The following is a 20,199-nucleotide window of genomic DNA, read 5'->3' on the forward strand; positions in this document are numbered from 1 at the left end:
GGTCTCGCCCTTTGCCTGAGACGCGGCGACATCTCCGGCGCCTCAGGGTTGCGGAACGCAGCCTGGCAAACTATGCATGATCCTGCTTGAAGGCGACGAGACGGAGTTCCGGTGATGGCATTGATTTTTCGCGATCCCCGCTTGCCAGATTACTTTGCCGAGATTGACGGAACCGATCCGGCCGCGCTGAAGGAGCTCATCCCGCTCTATGAGGATGAGAAGGTTATCCTGCTGCGCAATCGCAAGATTGATTTTGATGCGGATTTTTTTGCATCATTTCAGCTGCCCCCGACGCGGGAGTATAAAAAGTTCAAAGCTTTTCAATATCTTGACGAATACGCGAAGGGCAACGATCTCTACCCGTCGCTGGCCAAGGATTGTTTCGGGGGGGACAGGACCCGCGCGGCCTATTTCCGCGAGCAACTCGGCTCCATTCTCCGCCAGGTCGTTTCACTGCTCAATGAGACCGCCGGTCCCTACCGTATCGATCGCCAGAGGGTGACCTATCGCGGATCTCCGACATTCAATGAAAACCTGCATATAGATGTCTACAAGGAAGAGATTCCGACCCATCACTTCAGGGTCTTTGTGAACCTCGATAGTGCGCACCGGATCTGGCATACCAGCTGGCGCCTATCCGACATGCTTCGTGACCGTCTGGCGGAACTGCCCCGCAAGGATCTGGAGTCGCTCAATGCCGGGGATATCAACAAGGCGCTGAACTTCCATGTGTTCGGCGGCCTGAACGGGCTCTACGAGGACATGAAGCAGCCTCGTCACCTAGCCTTCTTCGAGCCGGGCGAAATCTGGTTCGTCGATAGCCGGACGGTTGCTCACCAGATATTCTATGGCCGCCAGGCCATATCCAGCGAAAGTGTGGTGGAGCGCAGCAATATGGCGGATCCAGCGCGTCATTATCTTGCACGGACCGATGCGCGGCGTCAGGAACTGCTCTGCCCGGCTTGATTGCCTGGCGCCCATACGCTCCCGTCATTTCAAATTCAGTCCTCAGGAAACGGAAAAAATCTATGGCCTATGAAACACGATGGGGCAAAGCGCCCCGGTCCGGCTCAAACCTCAACGGGGTCGGCAAGGTCAAGAACGGTAAGTTCGAGAGTGATTTTTTCACGGTCGACTGTCTTGATTTCGAGTTCGAGAAGAAGGTGGTGCGCTACGTGGCGTCGAACCGTCTCGCGGCGAAGCGTGTGCACTCCCTGATGACCAAGGAGCCAACCACGATCCCTTGGCTTGAAACTTTCACGCAGGACGATGTCTTTTTCGACATTGGCGCCAATGTGGGGATGTATTCCATCTATGCGTCGGCTGTTACGGGCTGCCGCACGTATGGATTTGAACCTGAGGCCCTCAACTATGGTGAGCTGAACAAGAACATCTTCATCAACCGCCTGCACGACCGGGTGACGGCCTATAACATTGCGATCAGCAATGAAGTGCGCGTGGGCGAATTGTTCCTTGGGGCTTTCGGATACTCATACTCGCACCACGACTTCAACGAGAGCACCTGGTCGGGCGATCACTATTTCGGTGACAAGGCGACCAAGATGAATGAGCGTCTGCATCAGGGGTGCGTCTCTCTGCCGGTGGATGATCTGGTACTCAAGCACGGACTGCCTCAGCCCAACCATATCAAGATCGACGTGGATGGCCTGGAAGACCGGGTGTTCGCAGGGATGCGCCAGGTGCTGCGCGCGCCGGAGCTCAAATCGGTTCTGATCGAGATCGACTTCCAGCATGATAAATGCTCAGCCATCATCGACGAGATGCTTGCCGATGGCTGGCGCTATTCTCTTGCGCAGCTGCGGACCAACAGGAAGATGATCTTCTCCGAAGAAGATATCGTCCGCATGCGTGCAAAAAAGAAGGGTGGCCTGAACTACATCTTCTTCAAGGATGAGTTCTACGACCAGTACTTCGAGCAGTTCCTGAAGGACTATGATCCGCCGATGAAGGCCAAAGCCGGGGCTTGATCCCCGGCCGGTGCGCAGCTTCAGGATTTCAGCGCAAACGCGAAATCCTTGGAGTTGCGCTTATAGTAGATCGCATAGTCGCTGAAGCCGAGCTTCTCTACGCAATGACGGAGCATGGTCGTTGCCAGCACGTTGTCATAGACATGAACGTGAATGGAGAATGCCTGCTCCATGAGTTTCTCGGCAACCTTGCCGGGGTCTCGTTCATGCGGCCGGTGTGATGCTGCCCAGTGATGAAACGCTTCCGGCGGTGTATGAAAGCTGCCGGTAGCTTCCTCGGAGATCAGCTGTTGCAGCGTGGTGGGAGGAAGGACAAAATCCTTCGTGCCGTCCAGGCATGGCACGACGCCGAGAACATACCCCCCCTTGCGGAGCTTCTGACGCCAGTGGGCAAGATGCCCGAGCGGATTGTAAAGGTGTTCGAGCACGTGACTGGAGAAGATGAAATCAAGTGAGCCATCTTCGACCGGCAGGTTACTGGCTTTGCCGATGATGTAGTTGTCTGCGCTCCAGGCATCGTCGGAGACATCCGGCTTGTAGGTCTTCAGCCAGTCTTCGGCGCCTTTTTCTTCGATATACTGAACCGAAACACCCGGTCCGTTATGAATCTGAGGACGTGGGCCGGGCCCGATCTCGATCCCGGTGCCCTTTGCCAGCTTGTAAAGAGGCGTGCGATCAACGCGCCGGCTGGTGATCAACGAGACCGAGCCGCCTGTAGAGCGGCAGTCGATAATGATATCGCTGGCCGCAAACGGATCATCCAGTTCCAGAGAAGACGGAAAGAGCACAGGCACTTGCTTTCCCGGCTCCAGCTTTATCTTGCGCGTGCTCCGGCTGTGACCATCGGTCAACGAAACTTCGAGCGTTGCGCCGTGCACATTCAGCAGGGAGGATTCCAGAATGGCAGCCCAGCCTATTTCGTCTGTGCCGCTCTTGATATGCGGCGCGCGGGCGCCGCCCTTGATGGTCAGACGGGATTCCTTGGACGCGGGAAACCGGATGCCCAGAGCGACCTCTCCCTGCAGCTTTGTGCGCATGGGCTCGATCCCCTCGGACATCTCGATCGCCCAGTGTTTGACGTCCACAAGATAGTGCAGATTCATGGAAGATCCTTGAGGGTAGGCTGCATATCTACGCAGGCGGGATTCTGGTGGGAAGGAAGCCGATCTTGCCCCGCAATGCAAGGCCGCAGCGGCACCTCCTTTCCGCGCTGGCCTCACAGTTCGGCATCGGCTGCCCAGCCGCCATTGATGCGGTAGGACAGGCCTTCCGTCACGCTGGCTGAGACTTCGATGATCAGTTGCGTTTCGGTGCGCACTTCAAGGGTCGTGGAGCTGCCATTGATCCAGCTGCCGCCACTGCGGATATTCCATATTGCATCGGCGCCAGCGGCATAGGCGCCTCGGAAGAACGCCACGTCCGGCGGCCGGCGCATTGCCACCGGCAAGTCTACGATCAGCCTTGCAGCGGTTGCCGAGACAGCCGCAACGAAGGCTTGCGCCGTGCTTTCCCCCGCCACGAGGGGTGCGCCGGAACCAAATCCCTGCACACGGAAAAAACGCTGTGCCAGCAGCATTTCGAGGGCCGCCGGCCGTGGCGGCGCGGGTATGGGGGTGAAGCCTGCCTGCAACGTCGCTGAGGTGATCTCCAGCCAATCATCCGCCGCAGCAATATCCGGGGCCGTCACGCGCAGGCGCACAGCGAGCTGTGTAGCGTCCGATGGTACGACGCCAGACACAAAATGCTCTACGAACCCGCTGGCAATTGCCGGCAGAGCGGCACTGGCAATGACCTGCTGCCCGGTCCAGCCGGTTGACGCCAGCAGCGCGGCGCCCTGATCGGCCCCCCGGCCGGTGATGATTTCAAGGGTGACGGTTCTGCCTTCAAAACCGGCTCCACACCGAAGGCGGATGGCAGCGCAGACCGGTTCGCCGGCGAGGCAGGCGCTTGCCTGACTTTCAAGCGCCTGCAGAAAATGAACTTCCCCCGCTGCGGCTTGCCCGAGCGGCCGCGTCAGGCGTGCTGCATCCGGGGTTTGGGGCATGCCTGTTGCCACCCGGGTGACCGCGAGGCCATGGGCGGGAGCTGTCTGGATAACCGCCCACCTGTCCGCTGTGTAGCTGGCTGTTCCGGCGGTGGCGGGCAGCGTCAAGGCAGTCCCGCGTTGCCACAACTGGAACGCACCGTTGAGCAGATGATTCTCTGCAGAGCGCGGCGCAACGGCTTTCCAGCTGCTGCCATCGAAGAAGACCGGCGCGGCTTCGTCAATTACCAGGGCCTGCCAGCCTGCCCGGGGTGTGTAAGCCTGCCAGACCCCATCCTCCCAGACAACGAGGGTGTGTTCCGGAAGCGCGCCCCAACTGGTCCCTGACCGGGCCGCATTGAGGATATAGGCGTCACCCGGCGCGGGCGTCGCGGGCTGCTCATAAATGCTGCGTGATTGAACATGCATCTGGGCCAAAGCGTCGAGCTGACGGAGCGCCGAGTTCAGGGTCACGTGCTTCTGCGCCTGATTCGATTGCAGGTATGGAAGGCCAAGGCGGGGGGAGAAATCAGTCACGTTGGGTTTCCTTCGATTGGGCCCTTGAGACTAAGGCGGCCTGCCATTCCGCTGGATTGACCCTTGCTTATCCTTCATGCGGCGCCCGTACCGGCGCCAGAAAGCGGCACGCCTGGCAGCAGGATAAGGGCGGTGATCTGCGCAGAATGCAGGCGCCAGGCCCTGCAAGCAGCGCGGGTGCTTGTCCTGCTTTCCGATTGCAGCGATTATCGGCCTCAACATCCCGTTGGCAGGCCGGAGGCTTCCAGTTGAGTTCACCAGATCGCCCTTCGCCGCCGCAAAGCGCGCCGGAACAGCCTGTGCGGGTCTATGTTGGGACCGACCGCTCCCAGGAAATTGCCTTCAGAGTGCTGGGCGCTTCCATCAGGCGCCGTACCCGCCTTCAAGTGGAGGTGCACTCTTTGGGAGGGCTCAACCTGCCTCAGCCGCCAGACCCGGCGCACCGTGCCCGGACGGGTTTTTCATTTGCGCGATTTGCCATCCCCGAACTGGCAGGCCGAACCGGCCGCGCGATCTACCTGGACGCGGACATGCTGGTGCTGAAGGATATCGCAGAGCTGTGGAGTTTGCCTTTGGGTGAGGCCAAGGCGGCCTGCCAGGAAGAGCTTCCAGAGGGGATCGCCAGAACAGCGCCTGTTCCGGGCGCGCGCCGGCGCAAGCAGTGCTCCGTCATGGTGCTTGATTGCGCGCGGCTGGACTGGGATGCGCCCGCCATCATTTCAGGCCTCGGCCCCCGCTATACGTATGAGCAGCTGATGGGTGATTTGTGCATCCTGGCTGAGAATGAAATCAGCTATGGCGTGCCGACACGCTGGAACAGCCTTGAGCATGCTGACGACACGACTTGCCTGCTTCACTACACGGACATGATGACCCAGCCATGGGTATATGCTGGCAATCCCAATGGCTGGCTGTGGTCGCGGGAGCTGCGCGATCTTGTTCGCGCCGGGGATATGGAGGCCGATTTTGTCCGGCAAGAGATTGCTGCGGGATTTGTGCGGCCATCGATGGCCCGCGAGTTGACCCTGCCGCTGGAAGGGCCGCTACCGGCAGACACAATCAGGGCGCATCTCGAACTTGACCGGAAAGCCGGCTACAGGTCGCATGCCAGTCTGCCTGCCACAAGCGGCCCGGCCCGTCTTGCCGGGCGTGCCCGCCGGATCCTCAAGCGCCTCCTCGGCACTGCCTAGCGCGGCTGCGGAATTCACCCTCTGGTCTTGCCCCGGTGGCGGTAATCGCTAATCAGGCTTGAAAAGCCCGCCCGCGGACTGAATGCCCCCAAGGAGATTGATGCCAATGACAGACCGGACAGCCTTCATTACAGGCGGCGCAGGCTTCATTGGCAGCCGCCTCGTGGCTGCGCTTCGGCCTCACGTTTCCCGTATTGTCGTGTTTGACAACCTGCATCCGCAAGTGCATGGCGCTGATGCCCAACCGCCTTCCTTCGGCGGGGAAACCGAGTTCATCCGGGGCGACGTGACCGATGCCGAGGCGCTCCGGGAGGCGGTGTGCGCCGCAAAGCCTTCGCTTGTCTTCCACCTCGCAGCCGAAACAGGAACCGGGCAGAGCTATGACGAGCCAGCGCGGTATAACAACGTCAACGTCATGGGCACAGCCTGGCTGATTGAAGCGCTGCGGGTTGCCCGCAAGGGCGGGGCACCCAAGTGCAGAGTGGTTCTTGCAGGCTCGCGGGCTGTCTATGGCGAAGGCGCCTATCGCACGCCGGAAGGAGACCTTGTTGTTGGCCCGGTGCGCACGCCGGAAGACCTTTCTGCGGGCCGCTATCTGCCCGTTCTGCAGGGCAGGGGGGCATTGACCCCCTGTCCCACACCGGAGGCTCTTACGCCCGCGCCAGCCTCTGTATATGCGTCCACGAAGCTGATGCAGGAATACCTGCTGGAGCAGTGCGGCGCGGAAGGAGATTACGAAGTCGCGATCCTGCGTTTTCAGAATGTCTATGGTCCTGGTCAAAGTCTGCGTAACCCCTATACGGGCGTGCTTTCGATCTTTTCCTCGCAAGTGCTTTCCGGCAGGGCGCTTGAAATCTACGAAGACGGTGAAATCGTCCGCGACTTTGTATTTGTTGACGATGTCGTGTCCTCCCTGGTGGCCGCCGGAACTGCGGAGACGCCGCCTTCGGGGCCCGTCAATATCGGGAGTGGTTATCCGGCAACCATCCGTGAAGTGGCGGAGACCCTGCTGGAGCGTTTAGGGGCGACGCGGAGTAACTATTCCGTAAGCGGAAAATTCCGCCCGGGTGATATACGGTATGCCGTCGCGGACATTTCCCGCGCTACATCGCTTCTAGGCTGGACGCCGAAGGTCAGTCTCGATGAAGGCCTCACATCGCTGGCGGATTGGGCAAAGGAAACCTATGCAAGAGAAGGACGCCTGTGATGCAGCCTCATATCACATGGATCGCCAGCTACCCCAAATCCGGCAATACCTGGTTACGCTTCATCATTTTCTGGCTGCATCATCGCCGTCTGCCTCACAGCTCGCCTGAACTGGACACTTTTGCTTCCAGCCGCCTGCCTGCCTATGTCGACGATGCGCCCGATTTCTGCCGGTCAATTCGTCCGCGTGCGGCAGATTCGGATGTAGATGCGCCAGTTTATTGCAAGACACATGCTTCAGCTTCGGCTGTCAGCCAGCTGGGAGAGCGAAACAAGCAAGCGATCTATGTCGTCCGCCATCCGCTCGATGTCATGCAATCGGCGCTGAATTATGCCCGCCTGACGGGCGAAATAGATCCTTCCGATGACGGCGTGGAATGGACAGAGCAATTCATTGTGAATGGTGGAAACCCTCTCTGGTTCAACGCGGACTACGCCACAGGGGCCTGGGCGGGCAATGCGGAGGGCTGGTTTCTGTCGCCGCCGATGCCCACGCTGTTTGTAAAATACGAAGACCTGATTTCGGACGCCGAGGGCAATATCAAGCGCATTGCCGCAGCGCTGGGTATTGACCTTGACCAGGGCACAGCGGCCGAATGCGCTCAAGCAACGGCCTTTGACCAGCTGCGGGCGTTTGAGCAGGCAGAAATATCGTCGGCGCGGAGCGCGGGTCAAAAAGTGGGGCGCTATTCCACCCCAGAACGCCTGAGGGCCGCAGAAAGTGGCGCGCACTTTTTCAACCGGGGAAAACCCAGTTCATACCGCGATGTATTCAATGCGAGCCAGCTTGAACGTGCCTGGGCGGTCGTTGAAAAGACCGCTGTCAAATTTGGCTACGCGTTTGAGCCGGCCGCGCCCGCAGGAACCGGATCTCTAGTGAAATAGGCCGGGTTAATCCGAAACCGGACATCGAAGTCGTCTCTCTCGCCAAGCTCGACATTCAGCACGATCATGTTGCGGCGTTTTCCCAGAAGGCCTGTGGCATGCACCCCGTGGAAGGATGCATCCGTTTTAACAAATGCAACAAGTGTGTTGGGTTTGAAGGGCGCGCGGGCGACCAGATGGAAATTTTCCCGCTCCCAATGGTGAGAGGGAAAGGAGCGGAACTCCGGTTCGATCGGCGCATAGAACTCTGTGCCCCATTCTTCCGGCTGACCCTGTTCCGCCAGATAGTAGAGCACGGTCACGACCTTCGGCCCACTATCCGTATGCGGTTTAAGAAGGAAGTCCTGGCAGTCTGACGTGGTCATCAGGCGGGGTGTTTCAAGGATGCCCGAAGCGTCAGATACTTTCTCGATGAGCCTTTGGCGATGACGGGTCTGGTCCCGGATGGTCTCCGCAAACTTGTCGTGCAGCGCGGTCAACATCTCGGAGCCTTGAAAGAAGCTGGCAATAGCAGACCAAACGGGGCGAATGGTTGCATCAAGCGCGGCGACGCCGGAATTGTCCAGCATGTAAAAGTATCGAAACTCGTGAGGAGCTTCATATCGAGTCATGTGATCCGTAGACGGCATCGCGGCCTGCAGCTCAGCGTAGCTTTCGCCTGATAGAAAATCGGGGATGACGATATGCTCGGAGGGAGCAGGGATCACGGGGGCCGCGCGCAGCGTTTCTATCGCTAAGGACTGGTCGATGATCATGACTACACTCCCTGCCAAGTGGCGGATTTTTGACGCCAGCAGCACTCATACCGGATCGGGGGGGCGCCCGGCAATATGTGGCTGAGCTCCCGGGAGCGGCCGGTGATCAAATCCCGTGAAAACAAGGAGCTAATCTGCTGTGCACCCTATCTAATGCTGCGCTTGCCGGCGCGATGGTGTCGATTCGAGGGCACTCTGGATCTGGTCCAGGAACATGTGCTGGACAGCTCGTTCTGCCGCATCGGTTACATCAAGCAGCGCAGCGGAAAGAAACGCCTTCATCCCGGTGCTCAGCTCCGCGACCGGCGTTGCGAACAAGGCGTCGGAGGCATCCTCCACCGTATGGACGATCCTGAGCCCACGATACAGCGATACATCAAACTCCGGGGGTGCAAATACAGTAACAGGTAGTCCGATCTGCGCGACATCGACTGTCACGCTCGACGGGGTTGTCAGTACCCGGTCTAGCGAGGCCAGCGCCGCAACGCCCGTCTGGCCGAGGTTGTCCCGGTTTGCCGGATTAATGATCGAGAGATTGGCCGGCAGTCCTGTCGTTTTGATGAATTTGACACTCCACAAACCTGCCGGATGAGGAAATATGACGAACTCGGTTTCAGGATGCCGCTCGGCCAGGGCAACAACCATCTCCTTGAACGAATCGCGGAAGCTGTCTGGATAGGCATGCCAATGCAGGTTTTCGAAAATTCCAACGCGCTCAGGGCGCCGGTCGCGTGGCCGGGTGTTCTGAAGTGTCGTAGCAAGCGATTCTGTAATTCTCCCGATGGCAACGCTCCGCTTCCGGATGGAAGGCTCGACCCATTCCGGCAGCAGTGCCGGATCATTCCAGGTAAAGATTGTCTCCGAGGCTATTTCGGCATCTTTTGCCAGCGGGTCGGTCAGGGCAATATTGCAGAGCCCATGCTGCGCAGTATAGGTGCGCACTGACGCCAGCTTTGCAATCTTGGTAAGCCAATGGGGTACGGCATGGGCAGGCAGATTGGATTCTGAAGGACAGAACAAGGCGGATGCGTTCCGCAGCCATCTGAAATCGGTGCGCCGGGTGTCCCGCCGCTGAATGAAGGTCGGTGAAATACGCCGCGCAATGAGATCCTCTATCAACTGCGGATTCCGGAAGCATGCCTCTCGCGAAACGATCACGCCGGTTTCAATGCCTGACCTGCGCGCGGCATCCAGAACCGCCATGGCGATTGGGCGGTCGGTGGCATTGTTAATCAGCACAAGGAGATTTTCCCGGAGTTCCAGTTCGCCATACTGTCCGCGCGGTCTGACATATGGCTGAACCGTGTCGAATGCCTCTTCCCACAGCTGGGTGATCCTGTTGATCGGAAAGTGCTGATGCGCCGACGTTCGAAGCGTTTGAGCTGCCCTTAGGGCAGTTTCGCGGTCTTCAAGGCAGGTGACAATCGCTTCGGCGATGCCGGATTGGTAGACCCCGCTCTCCATCCATTCCAGGCTCTCGAGGGGCTCGGCGATCACAGGTGTGTTCTGCTCTAGAGCCAGCGTGACGCGATTGGCGGACTTGCTGAGCGAAAAGCTGTCATTGCCGGTTGGCATGATAAATGCGCGCGCTCTTTTCAGCAGAATCTGAGTGCCTTCATGGCTCCAGGGCACAAAGCGGGTCGGGACGCCAATCGGCTCTATCAGGTGTTTCCATTTTTCCTGGTCGTTGCTGACCACGATCAGCACAAAGGGGGACCGGCGGTAGGCTTCCCGCAATTCCGGCGCGATTCTCAGGAGCGTCGCCATCCCGAAATCGCTGTGCGGCCCGCCATGGTTTCCAAACCAAATCAGGCTTCTGCGCCTGTCGTTCAATGCTTCGAGAAAATAGGGATCGTTCTTCGCCGCTTCGATATCCAGAGCCTTGGCGCTGCCATCTCCGTGAATGACGGTCCGGAAGGCTTTGCGCAGGTCCAGCATGGAACGCCGCGGATGGCGAAACGCCTTGTAAAGGCGATACAGAAAGTCCCGTGCAGATTTCAGCTTTCGTTTGGCGGCCGACGCTGCTGCCGCCTGCCGCGTGCTGGGTTTGACAGTCCGGTTCAGAAAATTTTTGCCAAGCTCGGCCAGTGCGGGCGTTTCGACACAGTCCGGAATGATCAAAATCGGCGCCTTGAAACCATAGGCCTCGAACCGGCGCTTGAGATAGCTGCCCGTCGTTACGAGGGCGGATACGCGCGGGGCAATGGCATCAAAGACAATCCGGAACATCTCATGCCCAGTCGCGCGGTAGTCCTGGGCGAGTACGTCATCGCATAGATCGAGAATGACGGGCACGCCCGCGTCATTTGCCTCGCTCACAATCCGGATAATGGCAGGATCAAGCCGCTTGACGATAACGATGGCGTCGAGTTCCGGCAGGTGTTTGATCAGGGAATCTGGCGAAGATGTAACAATGGTTTCCCATCCTTGCTTGTTCAGAAATGCTGCAGGATACACTAGGCGATAGCGGATGCTGGCGACCCCGAAGTCAACACTGCTGCATATCCAGGCAATCCGGCGCACGCGTCCGGAAAGTGTGGTCTGATCTTCGGTCATCAAGGGTCCCCCCGCATCGGAAAGCGCAGGTAAGCTACTCACTTGGGCGTTCCGATTCCGCCATGAACATCCCCTGCCGGTTTTGCATGAAAGAGCTGGGGCGCACAACCTTGCGGTGCTTCTCTCTGCAATTTCGCCCGGGGTGTGCGCAGTTGGAGACGGGCACGCTCACAAGATGGTCACGAAACGTACCAGCTAGCTACAGTCTACGGACATGCACTTTGTGCAAATGCGCCCAGAGCGGATTCCAGGCCATGGTACGCAACAGGTCCATCATGCCCTTCCGCCGATTGAGGCACTTCCACTGGCTGGACTTCCAGATTTCAGAAAGCCCCCCGAACCCATCACGCAGGCCCCGCAGCATGGCTTTGGTATTTGAGCGCTTCAGACCATTGAGAAATACATACAGGGTGAAGATCAGATGCGCTGGCAGCGTCAGGATCAGCACGGCGGCGGGCATATTCTTGAAATAGGTCCAGATACGGTTACGAGTGCCGTGATAGGTGGAGAAATCGCTCCTGCGGCCGGAAATACCGCTACCTGCGTGCAGAACGGTCGCATCGGAGACAAACAAACAATCATGGCCAGCCAGCTGGAGCCTGAATCCCAGATCGACATCCTCACAATAGCAGAAGAAGCGCTCGTCGAAGCCGCCCACTTCCCTGAAGAGGGAGATGTCATACATGGCGGCCGCGCCGCAGGCGCTGAAGCACCATCCCGTAGCGGGGAGTTCGCTTGCCGGCCTGCCAAATCCGCCGCGCCAGGGAAAGCCGAAGATCAGATAAGCGTCGCCCGCGCCATCCAGCACCCCCGGCGCGTTCATATCAAGCTGCGCCGACGTAAACGTCCTGCAGGCGGGAAATGTCCGGGTGGCGGCAATGAGCTTTTCCAGCCAGTCAGGCGAAGCGACCGTGTCCGGATTAAGCAGCACAAGCCATTTGCCGCGCGCCTGTTCTGCTGCCCGATTATTGCCCGCTGCGAACCCGATATTGGATTCATGCCGGATCAGCCGCGCTTGCGCTATCCCAGACAGGTCCAGGGCATCTGCCGATCCATCCGTCGACGCATTATCGAAGACGATCAGCTCAAAATCCGCGAATGTTTGCCGCGTCAGAGAGTCCACCGCATCCTGCAGGAACAAGCCACCATTGTAGTTGATGATGACGACTGAGATTTCTGGCGCTGTCATGGCTTCAGTCCGCGCAGCAGGCCAGCCTTTGCCGCCAGAGCAGCGCTCCTCAGAATTGCCCAGCTGTAAGGTGTATGGGGCAGGGCGATCATTCCAAAGCTACTCCGCAAATCATCTTGGCCGCTAGTTAGCGGAATTTGCCGGGCTGACGAACCCGTTTCCTCATAGCTATGAGCTTAACTTTGCGGCGGCCGGATGACATTTCAGAAGGCATCTTTTCCGGCGGCCTGAAGGACAACGTATCCTCGACAAGCTGGGGAAAACTGCTTGCGGGGGCCTTGCCAGGGTGGCTAGTGACAATGAGATTCAACCTGAGAGCTGTTTTCGTGATCGAAAACCTGCACATGAAGGAGTGTTCCCGTGTCTAAGGTCATTGTTACAGGGGGAGCTGGTTTCATCGGATCTGCGGTTGTCCGCCATCTGGTCAGGGACCTGGGCGTCGAGGTCGTTGTCATCGACAAGATGACCTATGCCGCCACGCGCGGCAGCATCGCCCCGGTGGAAGACACCGGCCGGGTGAAGCTGATCGTCGAGGACATCTGCAATCAGGCGCAGATGGCCGAAATTATCGCGCGTGAAAAACCTCAACAGATTCTGCATCTTGCCGCAGAAAGCCATGTCGACCGGTCCATCTCCGGCCCGCAGGCCTTTATCGAAACCAATGTCACCGGCACCTACAGCATGCTCGAGGCGGCGCGGGCCTATTGGAACGGCCTGACGGGCGCCGCGAAGGACGCGTTCCGCTTCCTGCATGTCTCGACCGATGAGGTCTATGGCTCCCTCGGCGATACCGGCCTTTTCACTGAAGAGACGCCGTATGACCCGTCCTCGCCCTATTCGGCGTCGAAGGCGGCTTCGGACCATCTGGCGAAGGCGTGGCAGCGCACCTATGGCCTGCCGGTGGTGGTGTCGAACTGTTCCAACAATTACGGGCCGTATCATTTCCCGGAAAAGCTGATCCCGCTGGTGACGCTCAACGCGCTGGAGGGCAAGCCGCTGCCGGTTTACGGCAAGGGCGACAATATCCGCGACTGGCTCTATGTGGAGGACCATGCGCGGGCGCTGGCGATGATCGCGTCGAAGGGCCGGCCGGGGGAGACCTATAATGTCGGCGGGCGCAATGAGCGCACCAACCTGCAGGTGGTCGAGGCGATCTGCGATGAGCTCGACCGGGTGATGCCGGGGGCGGCGCCGCGCCGTAATTTGATCACTTTCGTTGCCGATCGTCCCGGGCATGATCACCGCTACGCAATTGATGCGACAAAGCTGGAGGGCGAACTTGGCTGGCGCGCGCAGGAAAACTTCGAGAGCGGTCTTCGCAAGACGATCGCCTGGTATCTTGAGAACGAGGCCTGGTGGGCCCCGCTGCGCAAGAGCGTGTATTCGGGGCAGCGCCTCGGCCTTGCCGAGAAGGCCCCGGCCTGACGCCGCGCGCGGCCTGGAGTAAGAGAGTTTCCATGACGACATTAACTGTCCTCATTGCCGGCAGGGGCGGGCAGGTGGCGCGCGCGCTTGCTGCCTCCGTGCCCGAAGGCGTGAACGCGGTCTGCCTCGGGCGGCCGGAGATGGACATAACGGACAGCGCCAGCATCGCGCGGGCGATGGAAACGGTGGCGCCGGATATCGTGATCAATGCGGCGGCCTATACGGCGGTTGACCAGGCCGAGAGCGAGCCGGAGGCGGCCCGGGCGGTGAACGCTGTGGCCGCCGGGGCGCTGGCGCAGGCGGCGGCAGCGCGCGGGGCGCCGATCCTTCATCTTTCCACGGACTATGTGTTCAATGGCGAAAAGAGCTCGCCTTATGTGGAGAGCGATCCTGTGGCCCCGCTCGGCGCCTATGGGCGCTCCAAGCTGGAGGGCGAGCGGGCCGTGGCGGCGGGAAATCCGCAGGCGGTGATCCTGCGCACGGCGTGGGTGTATAGTCCGTGGGGGAAGAATTTCGCCAGGACGATGCTGCGCGTGGGCGAGACGCGCGAGGAGCTTGCCGTGGTGCATGACCAGCGGGGCAACCCGACGAGCGCGGGCGCGATTGCCGCCGGCCTCTGGTCGATTGCGCAGGGTTATGGGCGCGAGGCGGCGTCGCTGATGCCGGGCGTGTTTCACATGACGGCGCAGGGCGAAGCAAGCTGGGCGGAATTTGCCGAAGAGATTTTCGCGGTGAGCGCGGCGGCTGGCGGGCCCGGCGCCCGTATTAAAAGGATCACAACTGCCGAGTATCCCACGCCGACGCAGAGGCCAGCCAATTCCCGGCTGGACTGCAGCGCGCTGGCGGCAGCCTATGGAATCACACTGCCGCCCTGGCGGGACAGCACCCGCAGCGTGGTGGAAGAACTGGTCAGAACGAAAGGTTGGAGTGCATGAAGGGCATTATTCTGGCGGGGGGCAAAGGCACGCGCCTTTATCCGATCACGCGCGGCGTCTCGAAACAGCTGCTGCCGGTCTATGACAAGCCGATGATCTTCCATCCCGTCACGACACTGATGATGGCGGGTATCCGGGACATTCTCGTGATCTCGATGCCCGAGGCCCTGCCGGCGTATCAGCGCCTTCTTGGCACGGGCGAAGACTGGGGCATGAACTTCACCTATGCCGAGCAGCCTGAAGCGCGCGGTCTGGCCGAAGCGTTCCTGATCGGCGCGGACTTCGTGCGCGGGGGCCCGAGCGCGCTGGCGCTGGGCGACAACATGTTCTACGGCGCAGGCCTGCGCGGAGACCTGCAGGAAGCCGGCAGCCTCACCAAGGGCGCCGAAGTGTTTGCCTTCCAGGTGACCAATCCGTCCGAGTTTGGTGTGGTGGAGATCAACAAGGAAGGCGTTGCCCTTTCGATCGAGGAAAAGCCGGTTAAGCCGCGCAGCAACTGGGCCGTGACCGGACTTTATTTCTATGACGAGCAGGTGGTCGATATTGCCCGCGAGGTGAAACCCTCCGCCCGCGGAGAGCTTGAGATCACCTCGATCAACGATTTCTATCTGCAGAAGGGCCTGCTGAAGGTGAAACGCCTGCCGCGCGGCACGGCATGGCTGGACGCGGGCACGTTTGACGGGCTCATCCAGGCATCACAGTTCGTCCAGACTCTGGAAAAGCGCCAGGGGCTGAAAGTGGCGTGCCCGGAAGAAGTTGCCTGGCGCTGCGGCTTCATCGGCGACGCGCAGCTGGAAAAGCTCGCGGCCGGCTACAAGAACGAATACGGCGACTATCTGCGCGGTATCCTGCTCAGCGAGCATTGAGCCGCGCCGGCCCTCGTCATCCGTTCACGGCCATGTGGACGGCTTTGAGGGTAGCGAGAAGGTCAGCGGCGCCGGAGAGGGGTAGGCAGCTTGGCCCGTCGCAGAGGGCCTTGTCGGGGTCTGTGTGGAACTCCAGGAACACCCCGTCGGCGCCCGCCGCCACAGCAGATTTCGCGATGATGGCAACCCCGTCGCGGCGCCCGCCGGTGGAGGCTCCACCGGTGCGCGGATCGGCGCCGGGCAGCTGGACGGCATGGGTGGCGTCAATGGTGACCGGGCAGCCGAGCTTCTTCATCTCGGGAATGGAGAGCATGTCCACGACGAGATTGTTGTAGCCGAAGCTCACGCCCCGCTCACAGAGGATGACGCCGGTCTCCGGGGCGACTTCGGCGATCTTGGAGACGATGTTCTTTGCGTCCCAGGGCGCCATGAACTGGGCCTTCTTGGCCTGGATCAGGGCTTTTTCCTTTGCGGCGGCCTTGGCGGTGGCGATGACGAGGTCGGTCTGGCGCACAAGGAAGGCCGGCAGCTGGATGATGTCGGCAACGGCGGCGACCGGCTCGGCCTGGCCCGGCTCATGCAGGTCGGTGACGACGGGTACGCCGAGCTTGCCCTTGACCCGGGCGAGGATGCTCAGCCCCGCCTCCAGGCCCGGGCCGCGATAGGAGGTGATCGAGGAGCGGTTGGCCTTGTCAAAACTTGCCTTGAACACATACGGCAGACCAAGATCGGCGCAGATGCGCTTGAGCTCGGCGCCCACTTCCAGCGCCAGCCCCTCGTCTTCCAATACGTTGAGCCCGGCCATCACCGCCAGCGGCCCGCCTCCGCCAATCATCCAGCCAGAGGGAATGTGAGTCAGCGCGGTCATGATTCTTGCTCCGGGAATGGTTTCTGGCGGCTTGTTAGCGGAATTGCGGCCCTGCGCGAACCCGTTTCCTGCCGCAAATGGCCATTGTGTGATGATTGAAAACAAAGAAGCCGCCCTGTCGAGGGGCGGCTTCCGTGAGCCCCGTGGGGCCCGTCAGATCGCGGCGCGTTTCAGCGCCGAACCTGTATCTCTAGGCGCTGACCGGAGGCTGCTCCAGCCAGACACCATAGGATACAGACCCAACGGCCTCACCTGGTTTCTCACTCGACATTGGATCACCTCCTTTCAGGCGTGCTGCAGGCACGTACTTTTGCCCTGGACCATCCAGCGCAAGGCAAAGCTAATCACGATTTTCGCCAATTGTAAGTTAACATCGCGGTGAATTCGGAAATGCCCGCAAAACGCAAAAAAAGCCGCCGCGTAAATTGCGCGGCGGCTCATAACAAAGGCTTGGAGAGGGTAGCCTTATTTCTTGGCGGCGGTGTTGCACTCGGCCAGTTCTTCAGCGGTCAGCTCAGCAGAAGCGTTGCGGAAAGCGGTGACAGCGCCAACTTCCTTGGCGATCTTCTTGCAGACGCGCACGGTCGGGGCTTTGCGCTTCAGGTCGCCGGTGCAGACGGTCGCGTCGCAGGTCCAGACGACGCTTTCCGCGATGACGCGCTTCTGCGAGACGGGCTGAGCGGTTTCGAAGGTGTAGCTGGCGAAAGCCGGAAGGGCGAGGCCAGCGAGGGCCAGAGCGGCGATAGCGGAACGGAGCATGGGAGGTTGCCTGTGTTCGGTTGGTTGTTGCTGCGATTTTTTTCGGTGGGGCATTGCTGCCTAATTTTCAGGCTAAAGAATGCTGAACATTTCGTCAAGCGTTCAGAGTGCTGAATTCAGGATTTTGGAGAACGGATCGTTCCATTTGCTGCGCTGCAGCACATTCCGTCGGCTTCATTGCCCCGGCGGCACAAATTGTCCAGCGCCGGAGGTGGCGTAAGGTGAATGCATACTGACGCAGCCCGAGGAAACGCCCATGGATTTCAACATCCCAAAGGACATCGCCGACTATCTGGTGGTGCTGGACAAATTTATCGAAGACGAGATCAAGCCGCTTCAGGCCCAGGACGACAATGAACGCTTCTTCGATCATCGGCGTGAATGGGCGCGCACCGATTTCGAAAATGGCGGCCTGCCGCGCCCGGAATGGGAGCAGCTGCTGAAGGAAGCCAAGCGCCGCGCCGACAAGGCCGGCCACCTGCGCTACGCCCTGCCCAAGGAATTCGGCGGCCAGGACGGCACCAATCTCGGCATGGCCATCATCCGCGAGCATTTCGCCCGCAAGGGCCTCGGCCTGCACAACGACCTGCAGAACGAGCATTCGATCGTCGGCAACTTCCCGCAGATCCTGATGCTGCGCGACTTTGCGCGCCCAGATCAGAAACACCTCGCCGAGGCTGCGCTTGCGGGCAAGTTCATCGCCTGCTTCGGCCTGACAGAGCCCAATCACGGCTCGGACGCGACGCATATGGAAACCCGCGCCGTGCGCCACAAGAAAGACGGCAAGGATGGTTGGCTGATCAATGGCGAGAAGATGTGGATCACCGGTATGCATGTCGCCACCCACATCATGCTGTTCTGCCGCACGAGCGGAAAGGATGGGGACGCCAAGGGTATCACCTGCCTGCTCATTCCAGCGCGCGATCCCGGCGTGATCATTGAAGAGTATATGTGGACCTTCAACATGCCGACCGACCACCCGCGCCTTACCATCAAGGATGTGTGGGTGCCCGAAGACGCCGTGTTCGGCCCGCCCGAAGGCGGCCTCGCGCTTGCTCAGCATTTCGTTCACGAAAACCGTATCCGCCAGGCGGCTTCGTCCTGCGGCGCGGCGCTCTACTGTATTGAAGAAAGCGTGAAATATGCGCTCGAGCGCAAGCCCTTCGGCAAGGCGCTGGCCACCAACCAGGCGATCCAGTTCCCGCTGGTGGAACTGGCCACGCAAGCCGAGATGCTCCGCCTCCTGATCTTCAAGACGGCCTGGGAAATGGACCAGATGTCGAAGCCGGAAGTGGCGATCAAGCTCTCCGACAAGGTGTCGATGTGTAACTACTACGCCAACCGCCTTGTCTGCGAAGCGGCTGACCGCGCGATGCAGGTGCATGGCGGCATCGGCTATTCGCGCCACAAGCCGTTCGAGCACATCTATCGCCACCACCGCCGCTACCGGATCACTGAAGGCTCCGAAGAGATCCAGATCCGCAAAGTGGCCGGCCACATGTTCGGCTTCATGGGCCCCGGCAAGCACGGCCAGCCCAAGGGCGAAACCGACGGCAAGGGCAAAAGCACCGAGCCGACGGATTTCGCGGTGAGATAAGGACGCCCTGCCTTTCAAATGCAAAAAAGCCTTCGCGGAATGACCGCGAAGGCTTTTTCTTTGGGGCCCAGCTTCAGTTGAACTCGAAACGGACCGGCAGGCTCTTCAGGCCAGAGACGAAATTGGCGCGGGTGTTTTTTGGCTCTCCGGCCAGCTCGATGGATTTGAGGCGCGGCAGTAGCTCGGCAAAGAGCGCCCTGATTTCCATCCGGGCAAGGTGCATCCCGAGGCAGAGGTGGACGCCGTGCCCGAAGGCCACCTGCTTCTTCACATCCCGGTCGACCCGGAATTCGAAGGGTTGGTCGAACACCTCCTCGTCCCGGTTGCCGGACCAGTAGAAGAGGGCGAGACCGTCGCCCTTGCGGATGGTCTTGCCGCGCAGATCATAATCCTGCGTCGCGGTGCGCATGAAATGCTTTACCGGCGTCACCCAGCGGATCATCTCTTCCACAGCATTGGGCAGCAATGAGAGGTCATTCTTCAGCTTTATCAGCTGATCGGGCTGGCGCATCAGCTGCAGCAGGCCGCCAGAGGCGGTTGAGCTCGTCGTGTCATGGCCGGCAGTGGCCACGATGATATAATAGCTCATGGCCTCGCGCTCGCCGATGGGCGCGCCGTCAATCTTGCCATTGGCAATGATGCTGGCAAGGTCGTCCTTCGGGTGGGCACGGCGGTCAGCTGTAATCGCGCCGAAATAGGCGAAGAGTTCCTGGGCGGTCTGCAGCAGGTTGATGCCCTGATCGCTGGTCATCGACGCGCCGTCCTCGGAGACATTGCTGCTTTCGGCGGCGACATCAGGGTCGCCAGGTCCAAAGATTTCCTGCGTCATCTTCATGATGAATTTCTCATCCGAACGCGGAATACCGAGGATCGAATTGATCACCCGCAGCGGATACCAGAGCGCCACTTCCTTGACGAAATCACACTCGCTCCCCAGGCTCTGCATATGATCGACATGCTCTTTGGCAAGGCCGGCGATCCGGTCTTCCAGCTTGCGCAGGCTCGGCGGCATGAACCAGCCTTGCGTGAGCGCGCGCAGCTTAATGTGCATGGGATCATCAAGATCGACCAGCGTGCGGAAGAGATGCGTGTCGCCGGTCGTGGATTTGATCCACTCCTCGCCGGCAATCGGGCTGAGATAGGTGCGCGCGCTGTTGATGAAGATCGGATGCTGGCGCTCTATCTCGAGGATGTCCGCCTGTTTGGTCACCGACCAGAACGGCCGGAAGCCTTCCGGCTCGGTCCAGTGCAGCGGGTCTTCCCGCCTCAGCCGCGTATAGACATCGTGGATTTCTTCACTGGCATAAAGCTCCGGATTGACGATCTCATCATCCATCCGGCCCCGCTTGAAGCCTGCAAAAACTGCCGGTGCGCCATCCTCGGCCATGATCTGTCTCCTCCCAAACTTGCTGTTTTGAGC

At 60.0% G+C, this 20,199-nt stretch carries 17 protein-coding genes; 9 read left to right on the forward strand and 8 right to left on the reverse strand.

From position 1 onward, the window contains the following. Nucleotides 1-111: 111 nt before the first annotated feature. Complete coding sequence (locus C0456_RS08530; RefSeq protein WP_291050505.1) at nucleotides 112-966, forward strand: hypothetical protein; 855 nt, start codon at nucleotides 112-114, stop codon at nucleotides 964-966. Between the two features lie 62 nt (nucleotides 967-1,028). Beyond that, nucleotides 1,029-1,988: an FkbM family methyltransferase gene (locus C0456_RS08535; RefSeq protein ID WP_291050507.1), complete on the forward strand. Its 960-nt coding sequence runs from the start codon at nucleotides 1,029-1,031 to the stop codon at nucleotides 1,986-1,988. Nucleotides 1,989-2,008: 20 nt separating this feature from the next. Here the strand turns inward: C0456_RS08535 and C0456_RS08540 are convergent, their stop codons facing one another. Next, nucleotides 2,009-3,091: a methyltransferase domain-containing protein gene (locus C0456_RS08540; protein ID WP_291050509.1), complete on the reverse strand. Its 1,083-nt coding sequence runs from the start codon at nucleotides 3,089-3,091 to the stop codon at nucleotides 2,009-2,011. A 113-nt stretch (nucleotides 3,092-3,204) separates the two neighbouring features. Continuing rightward, nucleotides 3,205-4,548 carry a DUF2793 domain-containing protein gene (locus tag C0456_RS08545; RefSeq protein WP_291050511.1) on the reverse strand — a complete coding sequence of 448 codons (1,344 nt, stop codon included), beginning with the start codon at nucleotides 4,546-4,548 and terminating at the stop codon, nucleotides 3,205-3,207. A gap of 401 nt (nucleotides 4,549-4,949) precedes the next feature. Between C0456_RS08545 and C0456_RS08550 the strand changes: the two genes are divergently transcribed. The 3 genes from C0456_RS08550 to C0456_RS08560 all read left to right on the forward strand — a co-directional run bounded on the left by C0456_RS08550 (nucleotide 4,950) and on the right by C0456_RS08560 (nucleotide 7,829). After that, complete coding sequence (locus C0456_RS08550) at nucleotides 4,950-5,738, forward strand: glycosyltransferase (RefSeq protein WP_291050514.1); 789 nt, start codon at nucleotides 4,950-4,952, stop codon at nucleotides 5,736-5,738. A gap of 106 nt (nucleotides 5,739-5,844) precedes the next feature. Beyond that, entirely contained in the window at nucleotides 5,845-6,945 is a 1,101-nt protein-coding gene (locus C0456_RS08555; RefSeq protein ID WP_291050517.1) for an NAD-dependent epimerase/dehydratase family protein, read from the forward strand. Continuing rightward, the gene (locus C0456_RS08560) at nucleotides 6,945-7,829 is read left to right on the forward strand and encodes a sulfotransferase domain-containing protein (protein WP_291050520.1); all 885 of its coding nucleotides are present in this window, start codon (nucleotides 6,945-6,947) and stop codon (nucleotides 7,827-7,829) included. Before C0456_RS08555 ends, C0456_RS08560 begins: the two co-directional genes overlap by 1 nt. On the opposite strand, the gene C0456_RS08565 is transcribed toward C0456_RS08560, so the two are convergent. From C0456_RS08565 to C0456_RS08575, 3 genes are all read right to left on the reverse strand, one after another. Continuing rightward, nucleotides 7,778-8,584: a hypothetical protein gene (locus C0456_RS08565; RefSeq protein WP_291050523.1), complete on the reverse strand. Its 807-nt coding sequence runs from the start codon at nucleotides 8,582-8,584 to the stop codon at nucleotides 7,778-7,780. The genes C0456_RS08560 and C0456_RS08565 overlap by 52 nt on opposite strands. Nucleotides 8,585-8,734: 150 nt before the next feature. Then, the gene (locus tag C0456_RS08570; RefSeq protein ID WP_291050526.1) at nucleotides 8,735-11,140 is read right to left on the reverse strand and encodes a hypothetical protein; all 2,406 of its coding nucleotides are present in this window, start codon (nucleotides 11,138-11,140) and stop codon (nucleotides 8,735-8,737) included. A gap of 199 nt (nucleotides 11,141-11,339) precedes the next feature. Continuing rightward, entirely contained in the window at nucleotides 11,340-12,329 is a 990-nt protein-coding gene (locus C0456_RS08575) for a glycosyltransferase family 2 protein (protein WP_291050528.1), read from the reverse strand. A gap of 360 nt (nucleotides 12,330-12,689) precedes the next feature. Between C0456_RS08575 and rfbB the strand changes: the two genes are divergently transcribed. Genes rfbB through rfbA form a run of 3 tightly spaced genes read left to right on the forward strand, consistent with a single transcriptional unit; the run spans nucleotide 12,690 to nucleotide 15,555 of the window. Then, the gene (gene rfbB, locus C0456_RS08580; RefSeq protein ID WP_291050530.1) at nucleotides 12,690-13,754 is read left to right on the forward strand and encodes a dTDP-glucose 4,6-dehydratase; all 1,065 of its coding nucleotides are present in this window, start codon (nucleotides 12,690-12,692) and stop codon (nucleotides 13,752-13,754) included. A gap of 32 nt (nucleotides 13,755-13,786) precedes the next feature. Beyond that, a complete protein-coding gene (gene rfbD / locus C0456_RS08585) occupies nucleotides 13,787-14,689 on the forward strand; it encodes a dTDP-4-dehydrorhamnose reductase (RefSeq protein WP_291050533.1) in 903 nt (300 codons plus the stop codon). Beyond that, the gene (gene rfbA, locus C0456_RS08590) at nucleotides 14,686-15,555 is read left to right on the forward strand and encodes a glucose-1-phosphate thymidylyltransferase RfbA (RefSeq protein WP_291050535.1); all 870 of its coding nucleotides are present in this window, start codon (nucleotides 14,686-14,688) and stop codon (nucleotides 15,553-15,555) included. The genes rfbD and rfbA overlap by 4 nt, the downstream gene beginning before the upstream one ends. A gap of 16 nt (nucleotides 15,556-15,571) precedes the next feature. Here the strand turns inward: rfbA and kdsA are convergent, their stop codons facing one another. Together kdsA and C0456_RS08600 are read right to left on the reverse strand one after the other, a co-directional pair. Further along, nucleotides 15,572-16,423, reverse strand: a complete 852-nt coding sequence (kdsA, locus tag C0456_RS08595; protein ID WP_291050538.1) for a 3-deoxy-8-phosphooctulonate synthase — start codon at nucleotides 16,421-16,423, stop codon at nucleotides 15,572-15,574. Nucleotides 16,424-16,888: 465 nt separating this feature from the next. Next, nucleotides 16,889-17,182 carry a hypothetical protein gene (locus tag C0456_RS08600; protein ID WP_291050541.1) on the reverse strand — a complete coding sequence of 98 codons (294 nt, stop codon included), beginning with the start codon at nucleotides 17,180-17,182 and terminating at the stop codon, nucleotides 16,889-16,891. Nucleotides 17,183-17,438: 256 nt separating this feature from the next. Between C0456_RS08600 and C0456_RS08605 the strand changes: the two genes are divergently transcribed. Next, nucleotides 17,439-18,779 carry an acyl-CoA dehydrogenase family protein gene (locus tag C0456_RS08605; RefSeq protein WP_291050543.1) on the forward strand — a complete coding sequence of 447 codons (1,341 nt, stop codon included), beginning with the start codon at nucleotides 17,439-17,441 and terminating at the stop codon, nucleotides 18,777-18,779. A gap of 73 nt (nucleotides 18,780-18,852) precedes the next feature. Here the strand turns inward: C0456_RS08605 and C0456_RS08610 are convergent, their stop codons facing one another. Further along, nucleotides 18,853-20,166: a cytochrome P450 gene (locus tag C0456_RS08610; protein WP_291050545.1), complete on the reverse strand. Its 1,314-nt coding sequence runs from the start codon at nucleotides 20,164-20,166 to the stop codon at nucleotides 18,853-18,855. Nucleotides 20,167-20,199 lie beyond the last annotated feature (33 nt).

Source organism: Hyphomonas sp., assembly GCF_013823385.1.
In the GTDB taxonomy this organism is placed as follows: Bacteria; Pseudomonadota; Alphaproteobacteria; order Caulobacterales; family Hyphomonadaceae; genus Hyphomonas.

Bases quoted from the DNA above. Each gene is read 5' to 3' on its own strand.
- C0456_RS08570 (WP_291050526.1), bottom strand. From the start codon at position 11,140: ATGACCGAAGATCAGACCACACTTTCCGGACGCGTGCGCCGGATTGCC.
- C0456_RS08535 (WP_291050507.1), top strand. From the start codon at position 1,029: ATGGCCTATGAAACACGATGGGGCAAAGCGCCCCGGTCCGGCTCAAAC.
- C0456_RS08560 (WP_291050520.1), top strand. From the start codon at position 6,945: ATGCAGCCTCATATCACATGGATCGCCAGCTACCCCAAATCCGGCAAT.
- rfbA (WP_291050535.1), top strand. From the start codon at position 14,686: ATGAAGGGCATTATTCTGGCGGGGGGCAAAGGCACGCGCCTTTATCCG.
- C0456_RS08600 (WP_291050541.1), bottom strand. From the start codon at position 17,182: ATGCTCCGTTCCGCTATCGCCGCTCTGGCCCTCGCTGGCCTCGCCCTT.
- kdsA (WP_291050538.1), bottom strand. From the start codon at position 16,423: ATGACCGCGCTGACTCACATTCCCTCTGGCTGGATGATTGGCGGAGGC.
- rfbD (WP_291050533.1), top strand. From the start codon at position 13,787: ATGACGACATTAACTGTCCTCATTGCCGGCAGGGGCGGGCAGGTGGCG.
- C0456_RS08575 (WP_291050528.1), bottom strand. From the start codon at position 12,329: ATGACAGCGCCAGAAATCTCAGTCGTCATCATCAACTACAATGGTGGC.
- C0456_RS08610 (WP_291050545.1), bottom strand. From the start codon at position 20,166: ATGGCCGAGGATGGCGCACCGGCAGTTTTTGCAGGCTTCAAGCGGGGC.
- C0456_RS08540 (WP_291050509.1), bottom strand. From the start codon at position 3,091: ATGAATCTGCACTATCTTGTGGACGTCAAACACTGGGCGATCGAGATG.
- C0456_RS08555 (WP_291050517.1), top strand. From the start codon at position 5,845: ATGACAGACCGGACAGCCTTCATTACAGGCGGCGCAGGCTTCATTGGC.
- C0456_RS08605 (WP_291050543.1), top strand. From the start codon at position 17,439: ATGGATTTCAACATCCCAAAGGACATCGCCGACTATCTGGTGGTGCTG.
- C0456_RS08565 (WP_291050523.1), bottom strand. From the start codon at position 8,584: ATGATCATCGACCAGTCCTTAGCGATAGAAACGCTGCGCGCGGCCCCC.